Source organism: Testudinibacter sp. P27/CKL/0425 (assembly GCF_052931395.1).
The window spans coordinates 303,111-329,510 of record NZ_CM128801.1 but is presented as its reverse complement, the minus strand read 5'-3'; the positions used below and the strand labels follow the sequence as shown (position 1 = coordinate 329,510).

The 26,400-nt window shown below is 47.2% G+C and carries 18 protein-coding genes; 5 read left to right on the top strand and 13 right to left on the bottom strand.

Going from position 1 to position 26,400, the window contains the following annotated elements; translation table 11 throughout:
• Positions 1-12 precede the first annotated feature (12 nt).
• The 9 genes from ACUHGC_RS01660 to malP form a co-directional block, all read right to left on the bottom strand.
• Positions 13-1,002: an ABC transporter permease gene (locus tag ACUHGC_RS01660; RefSeq protein ID WP_446833960.1), complete on the bottom strand. Its 990-nt coding sequence runs from the start codon at positions 1,000-1,002 to the stop codon at positions 13-15.
• A gap of 16 nt (positions 1,003-1,018) precedes the next feature.
• Positions 1,019-2,554 carry a sugar ABC transporter ATP-binding protein gene (locus ACUHGC_RS01655; RefSeq protein ID WP_446833959.1) on the bottom strand — a complete coding sequence of 512 codons (1,536 nt, stop codon included), beginning with the start codon at positions 2,552-2,554 and terminating at the stop codon, positions 1,019-1,021.
• Between the two features lie 28 nt (positions 2,555-2,582).
• A complete protein-coding gene (locus ACUHGC_RS01650; RefSeq protein WP_446833958.1) occupies positions 2,583-3,230 on the bottom strand; it encodes an L-fuculose-phosphate aldolase in 648 nt (215 codons plus the stop codon).
• A 41-nt stretch (positions 3,231-3,271) separates the two neighbouring features.
• On the bottom strand, positions 3,272-3,706 hold the full coding sequence (gene fucU, locus ACUHGC_RS01645) for an L-fucose mutarotase (RefSeq protein ID WP_446833957.1): 435 nt from the start codon (positions 3,704-3,706) through the stop codon (positions 3,272-3,274).
• The gene (gene fucK, locus ACUHGC_RS01640) at positions 3,700-5,199 is read right to left on the bottom strand and encodes an L-fuculokinase (protein WP_446833956.1); all 1,500 of its coding nucleotides are present in this window, start codon (positions 5,197-5,199) and stop codon (positions 3,700-3,702) included. Before fucK ends, fucU begins: the two co-directional genes overlap by 7 nt.
• Before the next feature lie 96 nt (positions 5,200-5,295).
• The gene (gene fucI, locus ACUHGC_RS01635) at positions 5,296-7,062 is read right to left on the bottom strand and encodes an L-fucose isomerase (RefSeq protein ID WP_446833955.1); all 1,767 of its coding nucleotides are present in this window, start codon (positions 7,060-7,062) and stop codon (positions 5,296-5,298) included.
• A 256-nt stretch (positions 7,063-7,318) separates the two neighbouring features.
• Positions 7,319-8,071, bottom strand: coding sequence for a DeoR/GlpR family DNA-binding transcription regulator (locus ACUHGC_RS01630; protein ID WP_446833954.1), 753 nt, complete (start codon positions 8,069-8,071; stop codon positions 7,319-7,321).
• Between the two features lie 294 nt (positions 8,072-8,365).
• Positions 8,366-10,459, bottom strand: a complete 2,094-nt coding sequence (gene malQ, locus ACUHGC_RS01625; protein ID WP_446834814.1) for a 4-alpha-glucanotransferase — start codon at positions 10,457-10,459, stop codon at positions 8,366-8,368.
• A gap of 10 nt (positions 10,460-10,469) precedes the next feature.
• Positions 10,470-12,881, bottom strand: a complete 2,412-nt coding sequence (gene malP / locus ACUHGC_RS01620; protein WP_446833953.1) for a maltodextrin phosphorylase — start codon at positions 12,879-12,881, stop codon at positions 10,470-10,472.
• Positions 12,882-13,081: 200 nt separating this feature from the next.
• Here malP and malT point away from each other — a divergent pair, with 200 nt between their 5' ends.
• Positions 13,082-15,784, top strand: a complete 2,703-nt coding sequence (gene malT / locus ACUHGC_RS01615; RefSeq protein WP_446833952.1) for an HTH-type transcriptional regulator MalT — start codon at positions 13,082-13,084, stop codon at positions 15,782-15,784.
• A 42-nt stretch (positions 15,785-15,826) separates the two neighbouring features.
• Here malT and malG read toward each other — a convergent pair whose 3' ends face one another.
• From malG to malE, 3 genes are all read right to left on the bottom strand, one after another.
• Positions 15,827-16,717, bottom strand: a complete 891-nt coding sequence (gene malG / locus ACUHGC_RS01610; RefSeq protein ID WP_446833951.1) for a maltose ABC transporter permease MalG — start codon at positions 16,715-16,717, stop codon at positions 15,827-15,829.
• An 11-nt stretch (positions 16,718-16,728) separates the two neighbouring features.
• Positions 16,729-18,291 (bottom strand): maltose ABC transporter permease MalF, encoded by a 1,563-nt coding sequence (gene malF, locus ACUHGC_RS01605; protein ID WP_446833950.1) that lies wholly within the window; start codon positions 18,289-18,291, stop codon positions 16,729-16,731.
• A gap of 79 nt (positions 18,292-18,370) precedes the next feature.
• Entirely contained in the window at positions 18,371-19,558 is a 1,188-nt protein-coding gene (malE, locus tag ACUHGC_RS01600) for a maltose/maltodextrin ABC transporter substrate-binding protein MalE (protein WP_446833949.1), read from the bottom strand.
• A gap of 394 nt (positions 19,559-19,952) precedes the next feature.
• Here malE and malK point away from each other — a divergent pair, with 394 nt between their 5' ends.
• The 3 genes from malK (at position 19,953) to malM (ending at position 23,426) form a co-directional block, all read left to right on the top strand.
• Positions 19,953-21,071: a maltose/maltodextrin ABC transporter ATP-binding protein MalK gene (gene malK / locus ACUHGC_RS01595; RefSeq protein WP_446833948.1), complete on the top strand. Its 1,119-nt coding sequence runs from the start codon at positions 19,953-19,955 to the stop codon at positions 21,069-21,071.
• A 177-nt stretch (positions 21,072-21,248) separates the two neighbouring features.
• Entirely contained in the window at positions 21,249-22,517 is a 1,269-nt protein-coding gene (locus ACUHGC_RS01590) for a maltoporin (protein WP_446833947.1), read from the top strand.
• Between the two features lie 60 nt (positions 22,518-22,577).
• Positions 22,578-23,426 (top strand): maltose operon protein MalM, encoded by an 849-nt coding sequence (gene malM, locus ACUHGC_RS01585; RefSeq protein WP_446833946.1) that lies wholly within the window; start codon positions 22,578-22,580, stop codon positions 23,424-23,426.
• Between the two features lie 127 nt (positions 23,427-23,553).
• Here the strand turns inward: malM and grxB are convergent, their stop codons facing one another.
• Entirely contained in the window at positions 23,554-24,201 is a 648-nt protein-coding gene (gene grxB / locus ACUHGC_RS01580) for a glutaredoxin 2 (RefSeq protein ID WP_446833945.1), read from the bottom strand.
• 402 nt (positions 24,202-24,603) lie between these two features.
• Between grxB and lepA the strand changes: the two genes are divergently transcribed.
• Complete coding sequence (lepA, locus tag ACUHGC_RS01575; protein ID WP_446833944.1) at positions 24,604-26,400, top strand: translation elongation factor 4; 1,797 nt, start codon at positions 24,604-24,606, stop codon at positions 26,398-26,400.

Here is a 26,400-nt window from a genome sequence, read left to right as displayed (position 1 = left end):
GAATTGAACAGCTTATTTTTTCTTCGTTTGTCTTAACTGATCGATCGACACCGTCACGATGATCACCAGACCGATAATAATTTGTTGAATAAAGGCTGACACTCCATTCATATTCAAGCCATTACGCAACACCCCGATAATAAACGAACCAATTAATGTCCCTGGAATGGTCCCCACACCGCCCATTAACGATGTGCCCCCAACCACCGCACTGGCGATAGCGTCCAACTCATACGCCACACCGCCGTTCGGTTGTGCGGTCACCAAACGTGATGCCAGAATCACCCCAGCCAAGCCTGACAACAAGCCGCTGGCGATATAAGCATAATTTTTCACTTGATTGGTTTTGATCCCCGACAAGCGCGCCGCCTCTTCATTCGAACCGATGGCATAGATATAGCGCCCGACGCGCAATTTATTCAGCGCAAAAGTGAATAACAGCGCAATCACAATCATGATAATCACAGGGTATGGAATCCCTGGGAATTTCACCAGTGGCAAGCCATTTGCGCCCTCTTCCACGATGCGGAACAATGCGCCGTTGCCAAGGTAAGAGAACGATTCAGGCATGCCTGAAACGGGCGCGGCGTTAGTCACATACAGCGCCACACCGCGCGCCACCATCATCATGCCGAGGGTGGCAATAAACGGGGGCAGTTTCATTTTGGTGACTAACATGCCATTGGCATAGCCACAGATTCCGCCAACTAAAATCCCGCCAATCATGCCGATCGGCACGGGCATGCCACCGTTGACAAACATCGCCGCCGCTACACCAGAAAGCGCGACCACCGAGCCTGTACTCAAGTCAATCCCGCCTGTTAAAATCACACAGGTCGCGCCAATCCCGATCAGTGCAATGGTGGAGGTTTGCAGCCCAATCGTCATGATGTTATTTAACGTGAAGAAGTAGTCATTACTGACGGTAAATGCCAACACCAACAGCAACAACCCCGCCAATGACGCTAATTTTCTGAGTAGATCTTTTTGTTTATCATTCATCACATTCACCTTTTGGTTAGCTCGCATATTCGTTAGCAAACATGTTTTTTACGCCCGTGGCGTATTGCATAATCTCTTCCTGATCGGTTTTTTTGGTCTCGAGCATGCCCGTCATTTTGCCTTCTCGCATCACGATAATCCGATCGGAAACCCCCAATACTTCTGGCAATTCAGACGAGATCACAATCACGCCCACACCGTTTGCCGCCAGTTCGTCTAATAATTGGTAAATCGCATATTTTGCGCCCACATCAATCCCACGCGTCGGCTCATCAAAAATCATCACCGTGGCATCACGGAACAGCCATTTGCCGATCACCACTTTTTGTTGGTTGCCACCGCTAAGGTTATTCACCAACTGTTCAACCGTCGGGGTTTTGATCTCCATTTTATCGACAAAAGTTTTCGCCGCGCTCACTTCGGCATCTTTCGAAATCACCCCCATGCCGCTACACACTTTGTCCATCGACGCCATGGTGATGTTTTCACGAATACACATGCGCACCGCCACCCCATTTAACTTGCGATCTTCCGACAAGTACGCAATGCCTGCCTTGATGGAATCAGAGGGGCTTTTGATCGACACTTTTTTGTGATGCACGAAAATTTCGCCTTTATCCAGTGGATCGGCGCCAAAAATTGAGCGCGCTAACTCGGTGCGTTTCGCCCCCACTAAACCCGTGATCCCCAAAATTTCACCGCGTCGCAAATCAAAATTCAGCGGTTTAAACACCCCGTAACGTTCCGCGTTCATCACCGATAAAATGATCTCATCGTCCACCACCGCGGTTTTCGGTGGGAAGTGATTATCGAGCGAACGCCCCACCATTTTGGTAATGATCTGATCCATGGTGATCTCACTGAAACGGTGATTCGACACATAAGTGCCGTCGCGGAAAATGGTGATGTGATCGCAAATCCGCTTCAGCTCTTCCATGCGGTGAGAGATATACACAATGCACACACCGTTTGATTTCAGCCGATGCACCAACTCAAACAGCCGATCAATCTCTTTTTCGGTCAGCGCAGACGTCGGCTCGTCCATGATCAGCACTTCCACATCAAACGACAGCGCTTTGGCGATTTCCACCATTTGCTGTTTCGCCACCGACAGCGTATTCACAATGTCGGTTGGGGCAACGTCAATATCAAACATCGACAACAATTCAGCGGCATCGTGATTCATCTTGCGTTTATCCACCAAGCCGTGTTTCAGCGGCTCGCGGGCAAAGAAAATGTTCTCCGCCACCGTCAAGTGCGGTATCAGGTTCAACTCCTGAAAGATCATGCTGATGCCGTTTTTCTGTGCGTCCAGCACTGATTCAAACCGCACTTGCTCGCCTTTATAGCGGATTTCCCCTTGTTCGGGGTGGTGTACGCCAATCAGGCATTTCATCAAAGTGGATTTCCCCGCACCATTTTCCCCCATTAAGGCGTGAACTTCCCCTTTGCGCAGTTCCAAATGCACGTCTTTCAGCGCTTGCACCGCACCGAACGATTTACTGATGTTGGTCATGGAAAGCAGTGGGGCTGCTTGAGGTTGATTTTCCATGTGACACTCCTGCTATTGTGAAAACGCGTTATTCTTCAATGCGTAAGCCGTAGGTGCTGAATTTGCCCAACACCACTTGAATTTCCTCGTCTGATAACACCGGCACATCGTGAGTGACCGCCAGTAAGCGCATATACCACGTTGCCAGCACTTCCACTTCATGCGCTAACCACAGGGCTTTTTTCAAGTTTTTCTCTGCCGCAATTAATCCGTGGTGTTGCAGTAAAATCGCCTTGCTTTGTGCAATCCCTTGCTGAACAAATTCCGCCAATTTCGGCGTGCCGAAGGTGGCATACGGCACACACGGAATGCGATTATTGCCGCTGACCGCGATCATGTAGTGAATCGCAGGAATGTCTTTGCCTAAAATCGACACCGCCGAGCAGTTAATCGAATGGTTATGCACCACCGCATCTAAATCAGGGCGCGCCTCATACACCGCTTGGTGAAAGCGCCATTCACTAGACGGCAGTTTGCCCGCTTCATAATGCCCGTCGGCATCGACATACACGATGGATTCTTCGGTCATTAAGTCATACGGCGTGCCCGTTGGGGTGATCAGCATGCCGCCGTTATAGCGCACACTCACATTGCCTGCCGTGCCTTGGTTCAGCCCTAAACGGGTCATTTCAAGGCAGGTATCAATAATCTCGCGAGAAAGTTGTTTTCTATTCATGTTGTGTCCTTAATGTGTTCTTCACCGTGTTCCGTTTAGTATTACGCGGTTGGCGTAACGCCTTTTTTCAAAATAATATTGCCGTATTTTGCCAATTCGCCGCTGATCACCACGGCATACGCCATTTCTGCGCGATCATAAAAGTCAAACCGATCAATCCGCTCCAGCTTCGGCACTTGCCCAACTGCCGCTTCAATTGCTGCTAAGTAGCGCGCTTCCACCGCTGGATCGAGGCTGTCGCCCTCCACAGCGCTCATCATGATTAATGGCGCGTCCACATAGTGATCAAATTCAAATAATGGGCTGATGGCGGTCAATAGCGTGGCAACATCAATGCCGTCGGCTCGAATCACATGGTGATGTAAGCTGTGCGCAGGAAAGTGCGCATCGGATAACACAATTTCATCGCCGTGCCCCATTTCTGCTAGGATTTTCAATAATTCGGGTGAAATTGCGGGGTGAATGCCTTTTAACATGCTGTGTCTCCGTGTTGAAGATTGTCTTGAAGATAGTGTTGAAACCGCACTTGGTAATCCTGCTGATTCGCTGAGGGCAAAATCCGCTGGCGTTGTGGCTGCATCTGCTGTTGTGCGACTTCGATTGATTGATAATATTGCGCCCCCGTGAAGGTGAACATCGCGGCGCCCAACACCGTGGCTTCTGCCACATCGACCACATCGAGCGGCAAGCCAGTAACATCAGCACGAATTTGATTCCACAAGCGATTTTTCGAGCCGCCGCCCACACAAATCAGGCTGTCGGCTTTAAAGTGGCTGACGCTTTCTAACGTCATTAAACCGCACTTCAGCTGGTACGCCATAAATTCCAGTGCCGCACGGTAAATCTGTGCCCGTTCGGTGTGCAAGCAAAGCCCTGAGATCCTGCCCACGTGCGCCGCATCGTCCGCCTGATTAAAGTTGCCGTGCCATGCCACGCCGCCCGAACCTGCGGCAATCTTTTCCGCCTCACTCATCATGGTATCATAATAGTGGGCGCTGTTCAGCACGTCGGCATAAAACCGCTTGCCAACCCACTCCAACACGCCTGAGCCCAACCACTGTACGCCTGGGGTGAAATAACCCGTTTTGGCATCAAATTCGGTGGTTAGCCCACGATGAATCAGTTCAAAGTGCAGTTCAGCTTTGGCGGTGCGCGCCATTAAAATTTCCCACGTGCCCGAACTCAAAACAGGCTGGTTCGGCTTCGCCCCTGAACCAAAAATCGCAAACTGGGTATCATGCCCACAAGAGATCACCGGAATGCCTGCTGGCAAGCCCATTTCACGTGCCACGTCGGCTTGCAATTCACCGATAACTTCACCAGCCTCCACCATTGGCGGAAAATGCTGCGCTGTCAGCCCGAGCACCGACAGAATATCGGTATCCCAATCGCCTTGTTGTAGATTGGTGAGCATTGACGTGCCCGCCATCGTTTTATCGGTGCTGAACACGCCCGTTAACCAGTGGGTCAACATCGAGGAGATAAACACAAATTTATCCATGCGCTGATACACATCAGCTTGGTTTTCTTTCAGCCACAGTAATTTGAATAAGGTATTGAAACTGTAAAGCCCAATGCCATTGCGCGTGTAGAGTTGTTCCACATCGAAATGATCGGCAATGTGTTGCATCACCGGGATCGTGCGTGGACATTTCCATGAGATAATCGGATAAATTTGCTTGCCGTCGGCATCAAAAGGCGCACCGTCCACGCCAAACGTGGTGACGGAAATTCCGACAATATCTTGAATATGGTAATGCTGATGGCTCAGTTGCACCACAACGTGCCGTGCGCATTCCGACAGCTTGTTGCAGATCTCATCAAAATCCCAGATATGATAATCGTCGGATTCTTCTCCCGCTTTCGTTGCGCTGGCAAGGTGGTGTGCGGCTAAGATTTTGCCTTTTTCGTCGAGTGCGATCGTGCGTGTATTGGTCGCACCGCAGTCAAAAATCAGTACAATCGGCATAAAATCTCCCTAAGTGCGGTTTTAAACAACCGCACTTTATATTGGTTTTTTATCTATCGAGATTGTCAATCGGGCAGAAGCCCGACTGACGGGTGGTTAGCGATACAGCGGCCCGAAGTTAGCACAGGCGCGATAATCCTGCCCCTCTTTATCCATGCCAAACGCATTCCAGCTGCTTGGGCGGAAGATTTGTGCTTCGTCCAGATTGTGCATACACACCGGAATCCGCAACATTGACGCCAAGGTGATGAAATCCGCCCCAACGTGTCCGTAAGTAGCGACACAGTGGTTTGCACCCCAGTTCGCCATCACCGAATACACATCGGTAAACGCGCCTTTGCCGGTCAAGCGCGGTACAAACCAGGTGGTCGGCCAGGTTTCGTTGGTGCGTTTATTTAAGATGTCGTGCACTTCAGGCGGCAAGTCGATCGACCAGCCTTCAGCAATTTGCAGCACAGGACCAATGCCTTTAATAATGTTGATACGGGTCATGGTGAACGGCATACCACCTTTTGTCAGGTATTGAGAAGAATAACCGCCGCCACGGAAATATTCATGCACCGCTGGGCACCAACGAGTGTGCTCTAAACAGCGTTTGCCGTCGGCATCGGTTACGTCCCACACGGGTTTAATCACGGGATTGCCTTGTGCATCTTGGTGTTGCCCCGTGCCGTCTAACGCCGCTGAGCCCGAGTTGATTAAGTGGATAAACCCACTTTCAGGGCGGAAGCCCGTAACACGTTCCACCGCATCTTCACTCCAATAGGTCCGCACATCGGCAAAAATTTGTGCTTGCCCCGTTAATTGATTACCGAACAGCATACACACCGCATTTAATGAGTCGTTTTCGGTTGCCAAAATATGCGGTGGGCGCACGCCGTTCCAGTCATAGGTTGAATTGAGCATCGCTTCCATAAAATCGCCGTTTGGCAGGTGATCGGTCCATTGGCGTTGCCCTTGGAAGCCTACGGCAATCGCATTATGCCCAAGCGCTTCTTCGCCATAATTCAAGTCAGCCAATGTCGGATTACCCACTATTAAATCACGGGTGATAATCGCCATTTTCACCACGGTTTCCCATAACGCTTCACGTTCCGCAGCGCTTTTTTGATTTTCAGGCGAGTTGACATCAATGCCCTCTTGGCAATAGGTTTTCACCCAACTTAATGCCAGTTCCACCTCTTGCGGATCGTAAATTTCACGATCAAGACGGCGTTTGATTTCGGTCATGTCGACGTATTCATTGCGCATGCCTAAATAGTCTTGGAAGAAACTTTGATCAATAATCGAACCGGCAATCCCCATGGAAACCGAGCCGATAGAGAGATAGGATTTGCCGCGAATGTTCGCCACAGTTAAGCCAGCACGGGCAAAGCGCAACAGTTTTTCCTGCACATCTTGCGGAATGGTGGTGTCACCGCCCTCTTGCACTTCCGTGCCGTAAATGGAGAATGCCGGCAAGCCCATTTGTGAATGCCCCGCCAATGCCGCCGCCAGATACACAGCCCCAGGGCGCTCTGTGCCATTAAAGCCCCAAATGGCTTTCGGCATGTGCGGATCCATATCAATGGTTTCCGAGCCATAACACCAGCACGGCGTCACGGTTAGCACCACACCGACATTATTCAGTTTAAATTTTTCCGCGCAGGCAGCCGCTTCTGCCACACCACCGATACAGCTGTCGGCAATCACGCACTCCACAAAGCTGCCATCAGGGTGGCGCACAGTCGACTGCAACAAGTCGGCGACCGATTTCGCCATATTCATGGTTTGCGCTTCTAACGATTCACGCACCCCTAAACGACGCCCGTCAATGGTTGGGCGAATACCGATTTTTACTGGTTGGGATTTTGCTAAACTCATATCTTGTTCCTCTCAATCTGCAGTGAAGTAAAATAGAAACCCGAATGACTTTTCTGAAATCTATCTTCAACACAAAGCTAAAGGAATAAAAGTATTTTGTTTAAAAAAGCATCAGTTTTGTGATTGGTATCACGAAAAAAACCACAAAAAAGTGCGAAAAATGGCAAAATAAATGCCCGATTTAATTTATAAAAAATCAAATCGGGCAATTCGGGCATTTAAAATGGAAGTGCGGTTTTGATCTGATATCAGAATGTTAAGGCGTGATGATTAACAAGTTATGCCGGTTGCAATAGGCTTCAAGCTCACCACTCGGCAGTTCGTCACTGAAAAGAATGTCTATCTGTGATAAGTCACAGATTTTCATCAAACTTTTCCGCCCCATCTTACTGTTGTCGACTAACAAAAATTTCTTTTCCGAAGCCGCCATAATCTTACGCTTAATCGAGGCATTCAACTCATTCGACTCCCACACCGAGCCGCCGTTATCCACCCCGATACAGGAAAAAATCCCAATATCAATGTGCAGGCGTTGTAATAGTTGTTCTGATAACGGCCCGTAAAAGGCGTCGTATTTGACCGAATACACACCGCCGGTGGCGATCGTTTTGATATTTGATTTATTGGCTAAAGCATTGATATTGTGCATCGCATTGGTCACCACGGTGCAGGGAATATCCGGCATCGCTTGGGCAAAAAACCAGCTGGTGGTGCTAGCATCTAACCCGATAACCGCATCTTCAAACACATACTCCACCGCACTTTCGGCAATCAGCCGCTTGGCATCTGAATTGCTTTTTTGACGGTTTTGGAAAGAGCGCCCCAAATCCTGCGTCTTCAAGCCCACCGCGCCCCCGTGGGTGCGATGCAGCAAGCCTTTGCGATCCAACTTGCTCAAATCACGACGAATGGTTTCCAGCGAGACTTCCAACTCCACCGACAGCTGATTCACATCAACCTTTCCTAGTTTACTTAAACGCTCTAGGATAAAACGTTCTCTCTCTTTCATTATCAATCTCACATAAAAACGGTCAAATCGGGCAAAAAAGATTATAAGCCGATTTAATCGAGATAGATATAATTTTGTTCAAATGACGGTTTTTTATGTAATGGTAATAAGCGGAAATTCGATTTATCGTGTTTCAATGGTAGGGCTTGCCAGCCTACCACAACCGCACTTGGTTAAAACACCGCACACTTGCGTGTGCGGTTACGCATGGTGTCGCACCAAAGGGGCGAGGAATGGTAAATTACGGTTGTGGGCTGGCAAGCCCACACTACGGTTCGGAGAGAAAACCAAATATCAACCGCCTGACTTCCTCAACTGCGCCACATCACGCAACAACACCACAATCTGCGGATCAGCAAAAATCTCATCCAAAGTGCGGTTTAGACGGCGGCGCCAGTTTGAGTATTGGGTGCTGGTGCCCGGGATATTCACGGGTTCCGTCATGCCAAGCCAATCTTCAGGCTGTAAGCCGAACAGTGCGCTGTTGACCGCGGCGGTGTAGCGTTGTAAATCGTGGTTGAACGCCAGCGGGCAAGCGGATTGCAAGCTGGCATCAACGCCGTCAGGAATTGCCACCCCTGCGGCTTGTAGTCGTTGCAGGATTTTCGCTTTTGCCGAAGTGCGGTTCCGCTGCAAAATGGCGAGAATCTCCGGATTCGGATACACGCCGTACTGCTGCCCCAATTCAAAATCATGTCCTCGCCAATAGCCATTAATGGTCGGCAAATCGTGGGTGCTGAGGGTGGTCATCGCTTGGTACGGATATTCGCTCAAGGCGCGACTTTGCCCCTGTTGATCAAACTCAAAATAGAAAATTTTATAAGAGAAAATTGCGGCATTTTTTAGCTTACTGACAATCGCTTTCGGCACAGTGCCCAGATCTTCACCGATGATCATGCACTGATGGCGTTGGCTTTCCAGTGCTAAAATCGCAATTAAATCATCGACCGGGTAGCCGACATAAGCGCCGTTTTTCGCACTGTCGCCACGCTTCACCCACCATAAACGCAGCAAACACATAATATGGTCAATCCGCAATGCGCCGCAGCTTTGCATATTGGCTCGGATCATCTCAATAAACGGGCGATAAGCTTGTTGTTGCAAAATATGCGGGTTCATCGGCGCTAAGCCCCAGTTTTGCCCCTGTGGTCCCAGTATATCGGGCGGTGCGCCGATTGAGGCGTTTAGGCAAAACAGGTTTTTATCGCGCCAGGTTTCCGCACCATTCGCGGTGACTCCGACCGCCAAATCACGATATAAGCCAATCGGCATCTGCTGTGCCACGCAAACCGCATAGCACTGCGCCAATTGTTCGGCGGCACACCATTGCAGCCAGGCATAAAACCGCACTTGCGCTGCTTGTTCGCACTGAAAAGCCCGCACCGCGTCGCTATGATAATCTTGATATTCCGGCGCCCAGCAATCCCAACCCCATTGGTTATCCAAACGGGCGCTTAAATCGGCGTGCAGCGCATCAAATGTGGCTTGCACCTGCAGACTCTCACCGCCGTTTTCCACAAATTGCTGAAACAGCTGTTGCCGCGCATGATTTGGCGCTTGTTCGAATTGTTCAAACGCCAATTTCAGCCCCGCCAGTTTTAATGCCATCACTGCGCTGTAATCAATCCAATCTTGCGCGCGCAACTGTGCCAAAGTGGTTTGTGTGGCTTCAGCCGCCAGCCACTGTTGCGCAACCGCACTTTGCTGAAATTCAGGCAAGGCGGCAACGTCAATATAGATAATATTCAGCCACTGACGTGATGACGGGCTATACGGGCTTGCGCCCTCAGGATTGGCGGGGAACAGCGCATGAATCGGGTTCAACCCAACAAAATCGCCACCCGCTTGCTGAAATTGATGCAAAAACTGTTGTAGATCGCCAAAATCACCGACGCCCCAGTTCCGTTCAGAGCGCAGGGTATATAGCTGCACGCAACTGCCCCACAATTTTTGCTTATGCTGAATTTCCGGCGGTTGATAACACTGCTTTGGCGCAATAATTAAACGGCATTCTGCCGTTTTGCCGTCTACGGTATGCAACTCTAGTCGGTGGTAGCCCAGCGGCAAATCCGACGGCAGATTTAGCGTATTGCGTTTAATTTTGCCGCTTGCCGCCAGCTCGCCATTTTCTAAGACAATCCGCCATTCGCCGTGTTGCGGCTGATGAGAATGCGGCGCTTGCAAACGGAGATACAGCGGCTGCCGGTGGTAGCCGATTTTCACCGTCGGCAGTAATGCTTTGGGTAAATTTTGCGGGATATTGCGGTTAAATGCTGCGAAAATCTGGCGTTTGACCGCACTTGAGGCATAATTACGCAGGCCGCGCTCATCAAAAAAATACGGATGAATACCGGCTGTCGTAAAGGTGCGTTGCTCTGTTTTGCTCATCATTCACGTCCTATTTTTTCAGCCAAATTCGTTGTTGATAATCACGAATCGAACGGTCGGAGCTGAATGCCCCTAAACGTGCGGTATTGAGTATCGCGCTGCGCAGCCAGCTTTCTTGATCGCGATAGCGTTCCCCCACGGCGTGCTGTGCCGAAACATAACTGTCAAAATCCGCCAGCACCAAGAACGGATCTCGCTCCAGTAAGCTGTCTAGCAGCATACGAAACATCTGTTTGTCACCGGCGCAGACTTTGCCTTTTTTCAGGAAATCCAATGCGGCTTTCAACGGTTTATTGGCTTTATAATATGTTTTCGGATCATAACCTTCGGCTAATAATCTACGCACGCTGTCGACCGTATGCCCGAAAATAAAGATATTCTCCTCGCCCACCATTTCGGCAATCTCGATATTTGCGCCGTCCAACGTGCCGAGTGTTAGCGCACCGTTGAGCGACAGTTTCATATTGCCAGTGCCGGACGCCTCTTTGCCCGCCATTGAAATTTGTTCGGAAATATCCGCCGCCGGAATAATTTTTTCTGCTAGGCTGACGCGATAATCCGGCAAAAACGCCACCTGCAATTTATCACGCACCTGTTTGTCGTGATTAATCAGCTCGGCAACATTGTTAATCGCATGAATGATATTTTTCGCCAAATAATAACCGGGCGCCGCCTTGCCGGCGAACACAAACAGGCGCGGGGTGTAATCCATGTTCGGGTTATCTTTTAGCTGTTGATAGCTGTGGATAATATTCAATAAATTCAGGTGCTGGCGCTTATATTCATGAAAACGTTTGATTTGCACATCAAAAATCGCGTCAGTGTTCACTTGCAGCCCTAATGTACGCTGAATTTCTTCCGCCAAAATCTGCTTATTGCTCTGTTTAATACGGCGATACTCCTCGCGGAATCCGCTGTCGTCAACATGGTTTTCCACGCCTTCTAACAACGACAAATCGCGTGCCCAGTCGCCTTGTTTGCGATCCAAAGTGCGGTCGAGCAAGTCGGCAAGGTTCGGATTTGCCAAACGGATCCAGCGGCGCGGGGTGATGCCGTTGGTGACATTGCAGAATTTGGTCGGGAACAGTTGATGATATTCGGGGAACAGATCGCTGACGATCAGATCCGAATGAATTTGCGCCACGCCATTTACCGCAAAACACGCCACCACGCACAAATTCGCCATTCTGACTCGATAATCATACAAAATGGCGACTTTTTGCCAGATTTCGGCGTTATCACCAAACTGTTCTATCACTTGTTGCTGGAACAATGCATTAATTTTATCCACAATTTGGAAGTGGCGCGGCAGCAGACGTTTTAATAATCGCTGATCCCACTGCTCCAGTGCTTCCGGCAGCAAAGTGTGATTGGTATAGGCGAAAGTGCGGTTGCAGATCGACCAAGCATCGTTCCACTCCAGTTGATATTTATCCAACAGCAAGCGCATCAGCTCCAAAATCGCCAGCGTCGGGTGAGTATCATTGAGCTGGATCACTTGCCGTTCAGGCAGCCCTTCCAAGCGATAACCTGCGCTGAAATGGCGTTCTAAAATATCGGCGACCGAACAGGCACAGTGGAAATATTGCTGCATCAAGCGCAATTGTTGCCCGTTTTTGTGATTATCATTCGGGTACAATACTTTGGTGAGACTCGCCGCATTCACCACTTGTCTTTCCGCTTTGAGGAACTTCCCGTCGTTAAATTCAGCCAGTTCGAAACTTTGCTCATTGTCCGCTTGCCACAGTCGCAGCGGCTGCACCACACCATTTTGGTAACCAAACACCGGCAGATCATACGCTTTGCCCTGAATGGTAAATTTCGGCTGCCACTGGTAGCGATCACCGTGAATCCGTTGGCTCTTACCGCCAAAACCGATTTGGCAGGTTTTGCCATGGTTGTATTGCTGCCACGGGTATTGATTACGCGCCCAATCATCGCCGCTTTCCGCTTGCTTGCCTTGCGCAAACGCTTGTTTGAATAAGCCGTATTGATAATGTAAGCCATAGCCGGTGGCAGGCTGTTCGATTGCCGCCATTGAATCCAGATAACAAGCCGCCAATCGCCCTAAACCGCCATTCCCTAGCGCAGGATCACGTTCATATTCCAGCAAATCGGTCAGCTCGATTTGGTATTGCTGCAGGTAAGACCGCACTTGCTCATACCAGCCCAAGCTCAGCAGATTATTGCTCGTTAGCCGTCCGATCAAAAACTCCATCGAAAGATAATTCACATGGCGTTTGTCCGATTGTAACGGTTTAGTTTCAGAATAGGTTAAATCCAGCACGGCCTGCGACAGCGCTTGATACCACTGTGCTTCCGATAATTGGGCTGGGCTTTCGACATTTAAATAACGGCACTGTTTTTCAATCGCCGCATCAAAGTGCGGTTGGTGAAACGGAATGGCGGTTGTTGCTGACATGAATTACTCCTATGCAATAAACATAAATTAATGATTTGCAATCATTATGCGACAATTACTGTGTTTGCCCTCCTCCCTGCTAAAATCTTTATAGGAGGATAATCAAGGCTTAATAAGAATTAGGCTTGTCTGCCCCGGAAATAGCTCTTATCATGACTCTAACCGATTACCACTATACCAATATTTTACAGGAAAAAATAATGCTTATTCCTTCAAAACTCAGTCATTCGTCGCGTTTACAGCATATTGTGATTCGCTCCCGACTACTGAGTTTGCTCGAAAAAGCCAATGATTATCCGTTGGTATTAATCAATGCGCCGGCAGGTTACGGCAAAACCACGCTGTTATCACAATGGGCAGAAAGCCAAGCGCATCTCGGTTGGTATTCGCTCGATGAAAGCGACAATGAATGTGAACGTTTTATCGCCTATTTTCGAGCCGCGCTTGCAAAAGCAACTGGACAGGAGATCACGTCGTCGCCCGGTCAGGCACACAGTAACTTTCTTGCCGGGCTAAGTCAGTTATTAATTGAACACAGCTGTTTCAAATCGCACTTTTTTATCGTAATCGATGATTATCACCTGATTGATAACCCTGAAATTCATGACGGCATTAAGTTCTGGATCAAGCATCAGCCGCAAAATATGACGTTGCTGCTTATTTCACGCACAATGCCACCACTTAATATCGCCAATTTACGCGTGCAGGAACTACTCTTAGAGCTGGATATTACCCAACTGCCGTTCACCCATGACGAAAGCCGGCAATTTTTTTTGAACCGCACTTCAAATCCGATTTCCGAACATGAAATTTACCAACTTTGTGATCAGGTGGAGGGCTGGCCGACCGCACTTCAACTGGTTAACTTGTATGCCAGACAGCACAACACTTCGCTGCAACAAGCGGCAAAATCAATCACGAAAATCAGTAGCAACCATATCAGCGAATATTTAAATGATGAGGTCTTTCATAACATTGATGCCGACACTCGTCTGTTTCTATTGCGCTGTTCCGTTTTGCGTTCTATGAATGAGTTTTTACTGGAAAAAATCACCGACATCCCTGACAGCCGATTAAAACTGGATAACGTGGTTAAGCAAGGGTTATTTGTCTATCCGATCAATATCGATCAACAAGAACAATGGTGGCGCTTTCATCCGCTGTTTGCTTCTTTCCTACAGCATTACCGCGAACTTGAGCTACAAAATGAGTTGCAGGCCCTACATCAAAAAGCTACCGATGCCTGGCTCGAAATCGGTTATCCGACGGAAGCGCTTTATCATGCCATGCAATTACAGCAGAGACAGCCATTATTAGCACTGCTGCAACAAATCGGCTGGCAGTTATATCATCAAGGTGAATTGAAACTGTTAGAGGAAAGTTTAAGCGCCGCCAGTTTTAAATTACTGGTGGCATACCCGCGGTTGGTATTACTCAAAGCATGGCTGCTGCAAAGCCAACACAAACATCACGAAGTCGATGGCTTGTTAAAAAAATTCGCTAACGCCGCGCAGCAGCAACACATTGAAGTGGATTTAGCGCAACAGGCCGAATTTGATGCACTGCGCGCGCAGATCGCAATTAATGCCGGCAATGATCAGTTAGCACTGACACTGGCATCACAAGCGCTGCAGCATCTGCCGCAGGAAAAACAATATGCCTATATTGTCGCCACCGCCGTCATCGGCGAAGCGCAGCATTGCCGCGGGCAGCTCAATCAGGCTTTAAAAATGCTGCGTGAAGCCGAGAAACTGGCACAACAGAACCAAGCCTATCACCATATTTTGTGGTCATTATTACAACAAGCGGAAATTCTGCAAGCGCAAGGATTCTTACAAACCGCGTATGACATTTTGGATAAAGCCACACTACTGGTAAAAAAACAGCATTTACAAAAACTGCCGATGTATGAATTTCTGCTGCGTTTGAAGGGGCATATTCTGTGGGAATGGTATTCACTCGACAAAGCCGAGGCAATGGCTGAAGCGGGGTTGGAGGTGCTGGCAAACGAACAAGATAAACTGCAATGTCTGTCACTATTGGCAAAAATTTCGATTACTCGCGGTAATTTGGATAACGCAGCACGGATCTTACAACATGAAAAAAATTTATTACAAGCTCACCGCTACCATAATGACTGGCTTGCACACCACAATGAAGCGGAGTTGCTGTATTGGCAGATGAAAGACGAGCAGCTGCAAACACGCTCTTGGTTATTACAAGCGGATAAACCGAAACAGGATACTAACCATTTTTCACACCGGCAATGGCGAAATATTGTACGCGCCAATATTATTTTGCAACAATATAGCGACGCCTTACTGCTAACCGAACGTTTAATCAGCACCGCAAGAACCTATAGCTTTATCAGTGAGTTAAATAAAGATTTGGTTTTACACAATCGAATCTGCTTTTTACAACGCGATTTCGCCGCAGCACAAAAAAGCTTATTGGAGGCGCTGGAGTTAAGTAAGCAGACCAATTTTATCAGTATTTTTGTGATTGAAGGGGAGATAATGGCGCAACAGCTGCGTCAACTGCTGCAGCTTAATATCTTAGATGAGCTGTTGACCCATAAAGCCCAATTTATCCTACGCAGTATTAACCAGCATTATCGGCATAAATTCGCACATTTTGATGAAAATTTTGTTGAAAAATTACTAAAAAATCCGCAAGTACCGGAATTGTTGCGTATTAGTCCGTTAACACAACGTGAATGGCAAGTGCTCGGCTTAATTTATTCGGGTTACAGTAACGAGCAGATTGCAACCGAACTGCAGGTTGCGCCAACTACAATTAAAACACACATCCGTAATCTGTACCAAAAAATCGGTGTCAATAATCGTAGCGAATCAATTGAATATACCAAACAGCTATTACAGTTAATGGGTTATACCAATTAGACCGCACTTTGTACGTTATATAAAAGTGCGGTCTACTCGGCTTTAGCCTTTCACTCCACCGGCGGTTAAACCGCCGACCAGCCAACGCTGCGCTAATAAAAATACAATGGTAATCGGAATAGCGGAAAGCACCGCAGCGGCGGCAAAATCGCCCCAGAGATAATTTTGCGGATAAAGATATTGCTGCATACCTACCGCTAATGTGTAGCTATTGACATCACGTAACAGCAATGATGCAACCGGAAATTCAGTAATTGCCGCAATAAATGACAAAATAAACACCACAGCCAAAATCGGTACCGACAGCGGCAATAATACCAAGCGGAAAGCCTGCCATGGGGTTGCGCCGTCAAGTGCGGCGGCTTCTTCCAGTGAGCCGTCGATGGTCTCAAAATAGCCCTTAATTGTCCAAACGTGTAAAGCGATGCCGCCGAGATAGGCAAAAATAACTCCGCCGTGAGTGTTCAACCCCAAAAACGGCACATACATACCCAGCCGATCAAATAACGCATATAACGCCACCAACGACAATACCGCAGGAAACATTTGGAAAATCAGCATACCTTGTAAAATCGTCTTTTTCCCTTTGAATTTCATGCGTGCAAACGCATAAGCGCAGGTTGTAGAAAGTGCAACAATACCGATCGCACTAATTCCCGCCACCTTGACCGAATTCCACAGCCACAGCAACACCGGAAACGGCGGTTTAGTGATCGAACCGTCGATATTCGCCACCTCCATTCCCAATGCCAGTTGCCAGTGCTCCCATGATATTTGCTGCGGAATGATCTCGCCAATCGCCAGATTTCCCGGGCGTAATGAAATCCCGACCACCATGAGTAACGGAAATAAAATTAACGCCAGAAAACAGATTAATAAAATATGCGTCGCCCACAAACGGTAACGCATGGATTTAGGTTGTACCATTGCCATAATTTATTCTCCTAATCCAATTTGAGTTTGGTTGCTTTCAAATTCAACAGCGCCAGCCCGCCGACGAGCAGGAAGATAATGGTCGCAATTGCTGCCGCCAAGCCAAAATCTTGCGCTCCGCTTCCTTCAAACGCAATCCGATAGGTATAACTGACCAGTAAATCAGTATGTCCTGCCGGCGTTGAGGTGCCGATCATATCCGGACGACCGTTAGTCAGTAATTGAATCAGTACGAAATTATTAAAATTAAAAGCAAAAGAGGCGATCATTAACGGCGTTAACGGTTTGATCAACAGCGGTATGGTGATTTTGCTGAAGTTCTGCCATGTACTGGCGCCGTCCATTGCCGAGGCTTCATACAAATCCTGAGGAATCGCTTTTAGTAGCCCCATACACAGAATCATCATGTAAGGATAACCGAGCCAAGTATTGACGATAATAATCATCACTTTTGCCAACGTCGGGCTATTGAACCATTCCGGACGAATGCCGAACAATTGGTTTAAAATCATATTGATTTCACCAAAACTTTGGTTAAACAAACCTTTGAAAATCAGAATCGAAATGAAGGCCGGCACGGCATACGGCAAAATTAACAGTAAACGGTAAAGCCCTTTGCCACGCAATGGTTCCCATTGCACCACACACGCCAACACCATGCCGATAATCACCGTAAACAGCACCGTCAATACCGAAAATAGCACCGTCCAGATAAAAATTTGGATAAACGGTTTTTGAATCCCTTCATCAGTAAAAATTTTAAGAAAATTGCCCCAGCCGGTTACGACGGTGTAGCCCGGCTCTAGCGTTTCATTTTGGAAAACGCCTTGCTGATCAATCAAGCGAAAAAAACCGATTTCATCATCAGCACGGTACTGCTTGCCGTTTTCCTGATTTTGCAGGATACCACTTTCGCTGTCATAGTGATAACGCTGACTTTGCTGTGCGAATTGACGCAGCGAGCTCATGCTGAGCTGTGAGCCGTCCGGCAATAATAACTGACTTTGTTGTAATAAAGTGCGGTTTTCAATTACGGTTTTTAATGGTGCGGCTGTCATCTCACTAACCGCACTTTCATTTTTAAGCTCGACGGTTTTATCACCTAACGTGAAATTATCGGAGAGATAACGTTCACCCTGCGGGGAATTTACTTCGATTTTCCACTGTTCATCCTGTTGCGCAAACAGTTTAAAATTGTATTTTTCGCCGGAAAAGTAACGCTGCTGCGACAGTACGTTAACCGCTCTTTCAAACGAAAGTTGGTTGGTGCCGCTGTAATTGGTAAACGCAATCACGATCGTGCACACCAACGGGAACAGGATAAAAATCGCCATTCCCATTACGCCGAGGTAAACATAACGCCAAGCATAGGTTTTTTTATTGGCAAAAATATAAATTCCGGAACTGATCACCACCAGTGTTAAAACGGCAAACAGAATTTCTCCCTGCAGATACATGACCGAAACTAAATAGAAATCTATCAGCAGTACCAAAGCGATTAATCCCCATTTGAGATATCTTGCCATGGAATTATCTGCCGCGTTATGAAAAGATTGAGAGGTGACTTGTTGCATAAAACCGCCTGTCCGAAAGAAAAATACCGCACTTTGTTTTAAAAAAGGCAAAGTGCGGTTAAAACCATATCACATTGACTTACTGTGCTTTAATCCGAGTCGCAGCATCATCCAGTGCCGCTTTTACGCTTTGGCGTTGATTCACCGCATTTGTGATGGCGCTGCGCTCCGCATACCAAAAGGCTGACATTTGCGGAATATTCGGCATAATTTCGCCGTTTTCGGCATTCTGCATCGTCGCGGCAATGCGTGGATCTTTCGCCAACTGCTCTTGATATGATTTTAGCGCAACGGCGCCCAATGGCTTGTCATTATTCACCATTGCCAAACCGTCGTCGCTCAACAAATAGTTTTCTAAAAACTCGACCGCCAAATCTTGATTAGGGCTGGCAGCGTTGATCCCGGCGCTCAACACCCCGACAAAGGGTTTCGATGGCTGTCCGTTCAAGGTTGGTAATACAGCAACGCCGTAATTAATACCGCTTTTATCAATATTTCCCCAAGCCCAAGGCCCGTTAATGGTTAATGCGGTCTGTCCTTTATTAAAAGAGGCTTCGGCAATCGCATAATCGGTATCGGCATTAATCACCTTATTTTTAACCATTTCAACCACAAACTGTAAGCCGCGTTGTGAGCCTGCGTTATTCACACCGACATCATTCACATTATACTGCCCATTTTCATATTTAAACGCATAGCCTCCGTCGGCTGCAACAATCGGCCAAGTAAAATAAGGTTCTGCTAAATTCCACATTACCGCATTTTTACCCTCTTTTTTCAGCTGAGCATCCAATTTTACGACTTCCTCCCAGCTTTTTGGCGCCTCTGCCACCAAGTCTTTGTTATAAATTAAGGATAGTGCTTCAATTGCTACCGGATAGCCGATAATTTTACCGTTATAAGTTTCAGCATCCCATGCAAATGTAACAAATTTATCTTTGAATTCTTGACTAGGGTGCAACTCACTCAACAAACCGGCTTGTGCATATCCGCCAAAGCGATCGTGCGCCCAAAATACGATATCCGGACCATCACCGGTAGACGCGACTTGCGGAAATTTTTCTTCTAATTTATCAGGGTGCTCAACCAATACCGGAATGCCGGTATCCGCTTCAAATTTTTCCCCCACCTCTGCCAAGCCGTCATAGCCTTTATCACCATTGATCCAAATGACTAGCTTGCCGGCCTCTAATTTTGCCATACTTGAAGTAGAAAAAACCAATGCCGCAACCGCACTTAAGGTTAGTGTCATAAATTTGTTTTTCATAATAAGTCATTCCTCATTAAGTAAAAATGAAAGCCCCATGCCGCCATTTTAGATTATAGATTATGCGTAATAATGCACATTATAGGAGGGAACTGACATCATCCCTATCACTCATCCCTCTGAACCAAAACAGTGATCTCGATCACAACGAACCATATTTTAGTGATGCAGATCACAAAAATATTGCGTATAAATAAGAGCTTGATCACAAGATTACATGATAAAAAGCTTCTTCAGGCTTTGCTATTTTTTTTATTCTAATCCTAAAAAAATAGCAAAAGGATGATTTTTTTATTGTTGTATCCGTGCATACTGGCAAGCATAAAAATACCATCACATGAATTGAACAAAATACAAATGAAATATATCACGGCGGATAGAATAAGGGGTTAATATGTCGGGTCTTTCTTTGCGCAAAGTCTATAAGTCTTATGGCGATATTCATATTTCCAAAGATATCAACCTGGAAATTAAAGAAGGTGAATTTGTCGTATTCGTCGGTCCTTCCGGCTGTGGAAAATCAACTTTACTGCGGATGATTGCGGGCCTAGAGGATATCACCTCCGGCGAATTGTATATCGGCGATACCCTGATGAACGAAGTGCCGCCTGCCAAACGCGGTATTGGTATGGTATTTCAATCATACGCCCTTTATCCACACTTGGACGTTGCTGAAAATATGTCTTTTGGCTTGAAATTAGCAGGCATCAACAAAGCGGAACGTAACAAACGCGTTAACCAAGTGGCGGAAATTTTGCAATTGGCACATTTATTAGATCGTAAGCCTAAAGCCCTTTCCGGCGGGCAGCGGCAACGCGTTGCGATCGGACGTACATTGGTTTCCCAACCCAAAGTTTTCCTGTTGGACGAGCCTCTTTCCAATCTAGATGCCGCTTTACGCGTACAAATGCGGGTTGAAATTTCAAAATTACATAAAAAATTAAACCGCACGATGATCTATGTGACGCATGATCAAATTGAAGCTATGACGCTGGCAGACAAAATTGTGGTTCTAAATGCCGGCGGAATTGCGCAAGTCGGTAAACCGTTAGAATTGTATCACTATCCTGCAAACCGATTTGTAGCAGGCTTTATCGGCTCACCAAAAATGAATTTCTTACCGGTAAAAGTCACGGCGGTCGAAAAAACGCGGGTACAAATTGAATTGCCCGATGCTAATCATCACTGTTTTTGGATTCCGGTTGAAGGCTTCGGCGTCAAGGTCGGTGAAAATCTCTCACTTGGCGTGCGTCCGGAGCATCTTATTCCGGCAGAAACTGCTGAGGTAAAACTCAAAGGCACGGTAACGGTCGTAGAACTGCTGGGCAACGAAACCCAGATTCATCTTGAAATTCCTGAAATCAAACAGCCCACTTTGGTCGACCGCCAAAATGATGTGGTGCTGGTTGAAGAAGGTCAAATTATGGACATCGGCATTATCCCGGAACGCTGTCATCTGTTTAAAGAAGACGGTACGGCTTGTCGAAGGCTACATAAAGAAATTGGTGTCTAATTACCAGTAATACCTTTTTTAATCAATCAGTTACATAAAGGCCGAATGGTTTAACTATTCGGACGGGGTTGTCTTATCTGTAAAACATGGTTTCTTTCCGATCATTTCTTTCAGAGAAGATAGCAACTCACAATGTATTCACGACTTTAACTAACCTATACAAAAGAGGCCAACATTATGAATAGTAAAAAAACATTGCTTGCCATTACGATCGCCAGCACCTTATTTGCCGGTACCGCAAGTGCGGTTGATTTCCACGGTTATGCCCGTTCTGGGATCGGTTGGGCTGCCGGTGGCGGGGAGCAAAGCGCATTTAAAGCAACCGGCGCCCCGGCTAAATACCGCTTGGGCAATGAGGCAGAAACCTATGCCGAATTCAAGCTGGGACAAGAATTATTTCAACAGGGTGAAAAAAGCATCTATTTAGATACAAATGTTGCTTATTCGGTCAATCAGCAAGTTGATTGGGAATCTACTAACCCTGCATTACGCGAAATCAACGTACAATTCAAAAATTTCGCAGACTCCTTACCCGGCGCAACACTCTGGGCTGGTAAACGGTTTTATCAGCGTCACGATGTTCATATGAACGATTTCTACTATTGGGATATTTCCGGACCCGGCGCAGGGATAGAAAATATTGACTTAGGTTTTGGTAAATTATCACTCGCCGTGACTCGCAACACTGAACCTGCCGGCGCTTACTCATGGGAATACAACGACATCACCAAACAGTGGGAAACCCAGAAAGATAAAGATGTATATAATGATGTATTCGATCTCCGTTTGGCTGATCTAAACATCAACAAAAACGGAAAATTGGAATTTGGGATTGATGTCGGAAATGCACACACCAAAGACGGAGTAAAACTTGCGGACGGCGCCAGTAAGCGCGGATATATGCTGACTGCGGAACATACGCAAAGTGAATTTTTCGGCGGCTTCAATAAATTTACCGTGCAATACGCAACCGATTCCATGACCTCTTGGAATACCGGCCATTCTCAAGGCGGTTCAATCAATAATAACGGACATATGTTGCGCTTAATCAATCAAGGAGTTATCCAACTTAGTGATCGTGTTGAGACAATGTATGCTTTAATTTACCAAAAAACCGACCTAGATAATAATCAAGGTAATACTTGGTATTCAGCCGGCATCCGCCCAATGTATAAGTGGAACGACACAATAAGCACACTGGTTGAACTGGGATATGACCGTGTCAAAGATCAAGCGAGCGGCAAAAAGAATGATCTGAAAAAAGTGACACTAGCTCAGCAATGGCAAGCCGGTAATAGTATTTGGGCGCGCCCTGCCATCCGAGCCTTTGTTACCTATGCCGACTGGAATGACAAATTTGGTGATCGCACCACAAATCCGAGCAAATATGGAAAAGCCAACGATAATGAATTTGTTTACGGCGTTCAATTTGAAGCTTGGTGGTAACACAAACAAACCGCACTTATATTCAAGTGTGGTTTTTCTCATCAAAATTAAGAGGCTAATATGAAAAAATGGATTAAATCAACCACACTAGGCTTAATGCTGCTTTCTTCCGCAATAAGTTATGCTCAGCAACCCCATATCAATGCACAAATAGCCAGTAAACTGATTTGGCAAGATATTGGCTTATCACAGCAGCGGATTACCGCACTTGACGCTAAACAGCGCAATTTTAGCGGCATCAACAGCCCTATCGCCGCTTATCGTTTACCTGCTAATCAAGGAACATTAGATATTACTGTCAGCAGTTTGGTAGAAGATAATGATCATATTTTTATTCCTAATATCGCGATCTTAGATGCCCACTTTAACTTAGCCGCCACTTATCCTGCCGATACATTTCAATTCCAAAATGAAGGCGGATTGCAGGAAAACCGCTTAAGTAAGCATCTACAGCTCACACCGACACCAAATCAGGACTATATCTATTTGCTGGTTTATACCACTGATGATGATTTAAAAGGCAGCACAGTAATCCCCCATCCGGCAAAATTGTATGCGAAAGCCCGTGGTAATCAGCCTCCTGCAATCGATGATTTACACGCTAAACATAGCTTGAATGGAAAACTTCAAATTAAGATTGACAACAAGCAAAGTGCTCAATTTATCGGCTTAAAAATGCCTGAATTTAACGCGAAGAGTACCAAACAAACTATCGGAAATAAAAAGAAAGCTGAAACAACACTAACTCAGCCGGTAGAAAAGGAAACTGAGCAGTATTTTAATAATGCTATTCGTAGTGCAATGAAAAATAATGATATCAATCGGGCAATGAATCTCGTCAGTGAAGCCGAACAACTCGGGATAAGCTCAGCGCGCAAAACGTTTATCGGTTTAGTTTCTAAAAAATAGATTTATTTGTAGAAGATCAGACCTGATCTTCTACAATTCAACTACACTTATGCCGTTTTTACTTCGGCATAGTAGACAAAAAATAACATAGTAAATCAACCGGTAGCTCCCAAACCGCACTTTAAGATTAAATCGCCATTTTATCCAGCAACTGCACGCCGCTCTGCTTCGCCATGCTTTCCACATAAGCTTGCACTTTTGGCGGAAATTGTAACGCTTTCACGATCGTCAGCGAACGCAAGGTTGGAAACAGGTGAATATCATCTTCCGACAGTGTACCGTTGACCGCACTTTCACTCACGATCAGCTGTTCCAACTGCGCCAAGTGCGGTTGCAGCTTTTCCAAATAAATCGGCGTATCCGTCAGTAACAGATCCAAATCGCCGACCCAATCGCGCATCCGCTTAACATAACGCGCCCTTGCCGAATCGGTCACCAGCTCGGCAAACGGTGCTTGGGTGAAACGCGGAATAAACAGCGCCGATGCGATATTTTTGACTTCATTCAGCCACTCGGCAATCGCCGGGTTAGTCGCGCCGGTCAAGTTCGGTTTGCCGTCCAGCTGATCGATATAACGTACAATATCCATGCTTTCCGGCATAAAGCTGCCGTCCGCTTTTTGCAAAATCGGCGCGACTTTGCGCCCTACCATTTTGGTCGGCGTTTCGACATCGTCTTCCGCCAGCACTTCCTGCACTACCGGCACATTTTTCAAACCGAAAATCATCGCCGCTTTGACGCAAAACGGACAGTGTTGATAAATAAACAGTTTCATTTGATTCTCCTTATTTAATAACCATTGCGCATTCGATGTTATCTTAAAACATCTCGCGCCCGAATCCTAGTCTACTAAACGTACCTACGCGACCGAATTAAACCTCCCCCAGCCTTCGGCAGCCCCCTCCGTAAACGGAAAGGGCGAACGAAATGATCTCCCCCTAATTTTATTGCCCATTATTAGTGATATAGATGATTTTCTCTCCCTCCGCGTGCGGAGGGGGATGCCCGAAGGGCAGAGGGAGGTTCTGTAATATTTTATTTCATAGTTATCTACTCCGTCACTTTTTCACAGCCGCCCGCCCAAATCTCACCGCCTCTATAGCACCTGCGCTAATATTCAGGTACAATTCGCCAATTAACTTGTGAATAAAAATTGCAAACAGAGAATGCCTTTTAGATGAAAAATATTCGTAACTTTTCCATTATTGCCCATATCGACCACGGGAAATCGACCCTGTCCGACCGTTTGATTCAAACCTGTGGCGGTTTGAGCGATCGCGAAATGGCGGAACAGGTTCTGGACTCAATGGATCTGGAGCGCGAACGCGGGATCACGATTAAAGCCCAAAGCGTCACCTTGAACTATCAAGCCAAAGACGGCGAAACCTATCAACTGAACTTTATCGACACCCCGGGGCACGTTGACTTTTCGTATGAAGTTTCACGTTCGCTCGCAGCGTGTGAGGGGGCATTGTTGGTGGTTGACGCAGGGCAGGGCGTAGAAGCGCAGACCTTGGCAAACTGTTACACCGCACTTGACATGGATCTGAATGTAGTGCCGATTTTAAACAAAATCGACTTGCCTGCGGCTGATCCGGAACGGGTCGCGGAAGAAATCGAAGACATCGTCGGCATTGAAGCGGCCGAAGCGGTGCGCTGCTCAGCGAAAACCGGCGTGGGCATTGAAGATGTGTTGGAAGTGATCGTCAAAGAGATTCCGCCACCGGAGGGCGACCCTGACGCACCGTTGCAAGCGTTGATTATCGACTCGTGGTTCGACAACTATTTAGGCGTGGTCTCCTTAGTACGGATCAAAAACGGCACGCTGAAAAAGAACGACAAAATTAAAGTGATGAGCACCGGCATTTCCTACGGTGTCGATCGTTTGGGGATTTTCACTCCGAAACAAGTGGACACCACCGAACTGAAGTGCGGTGAAGTAGGTTGGATTGTGTGCGGCATTAAAGATATTTTGGGTGCGCCGGTCGGCGATACCTTAACGCTGCAACATAAATCCGCCGAACAGCCGCTGCCGGGTTTTAAAAAAGTCAAACCGCAAGTCTATGCCGGCTTATTCCCGATCAGCTCCGATGATTACGAAGCGTTCCGCGACGCACTCGGCAAATTGAGCCTCAATGATGCTTCCTTATTCTACGAGCCGGAAAATTCCACCGCACTTGGCTTCGGCTTCCGCTGCGGTTTCCTCGGCTTATTACACATGGAAATTATCCAAGAGCGGTTAGAGCGTGAATACGATTTGGATCTGATCACCACCGCACCGACGGTAATCTACGAAGTGGAATTGACCGACGGCACCGTCGAGCACGTTGACAGCCCGGCGAAATTGCCGCCATTGAACAACATTGCCGAAATCCGCGAGCCGATTGCCGAATGTAATATGTTGTTGCCGCAGCAATATTTGGGCAACGTGATCACGCTGTGTATCGAAAAACGCGGCGTGCAAACCAACATGGTATACCACGGCAACCAAGTGGCGCTGACCTATGAAATCCCGCTCGGCGAAGTGGTGTTAGACTTCTTCGACCGCCTGAAATCCACCTCGCGCGGCTATGCCTCATTGGATTACAGCTTCAAACGCTTCCAAGCGGCGAATATGGTGCGGGTGGATATTATGATCAACAGCGAACGCGTCGATGCGCTGGCGCTGATCGTACACAAAGACAACGCGCCGTACCGCGGACGCGAGCTGGTGGAAAAAATGAAAGAGTTGATTCCGCGTCAACAATTTGACATTGCGATTCAAGCGGCGATCGGCAACCATATCATCGCCCGCTCTACCGTGAAACAGCTGCGTAAAAACGTGTTGGCGAAGTGTTACGGCGGCGACGTCAGCCGTAAGAAAAAACTGTTGCAGAAACAAAAAGAGGGTAAAAAACGCATGAAATCCTTGGGCAACGTGGAAGTGCCGCAAGAAGCGTTTTTGGCAATTCTCCATGTCGGCAAAGACAAATAA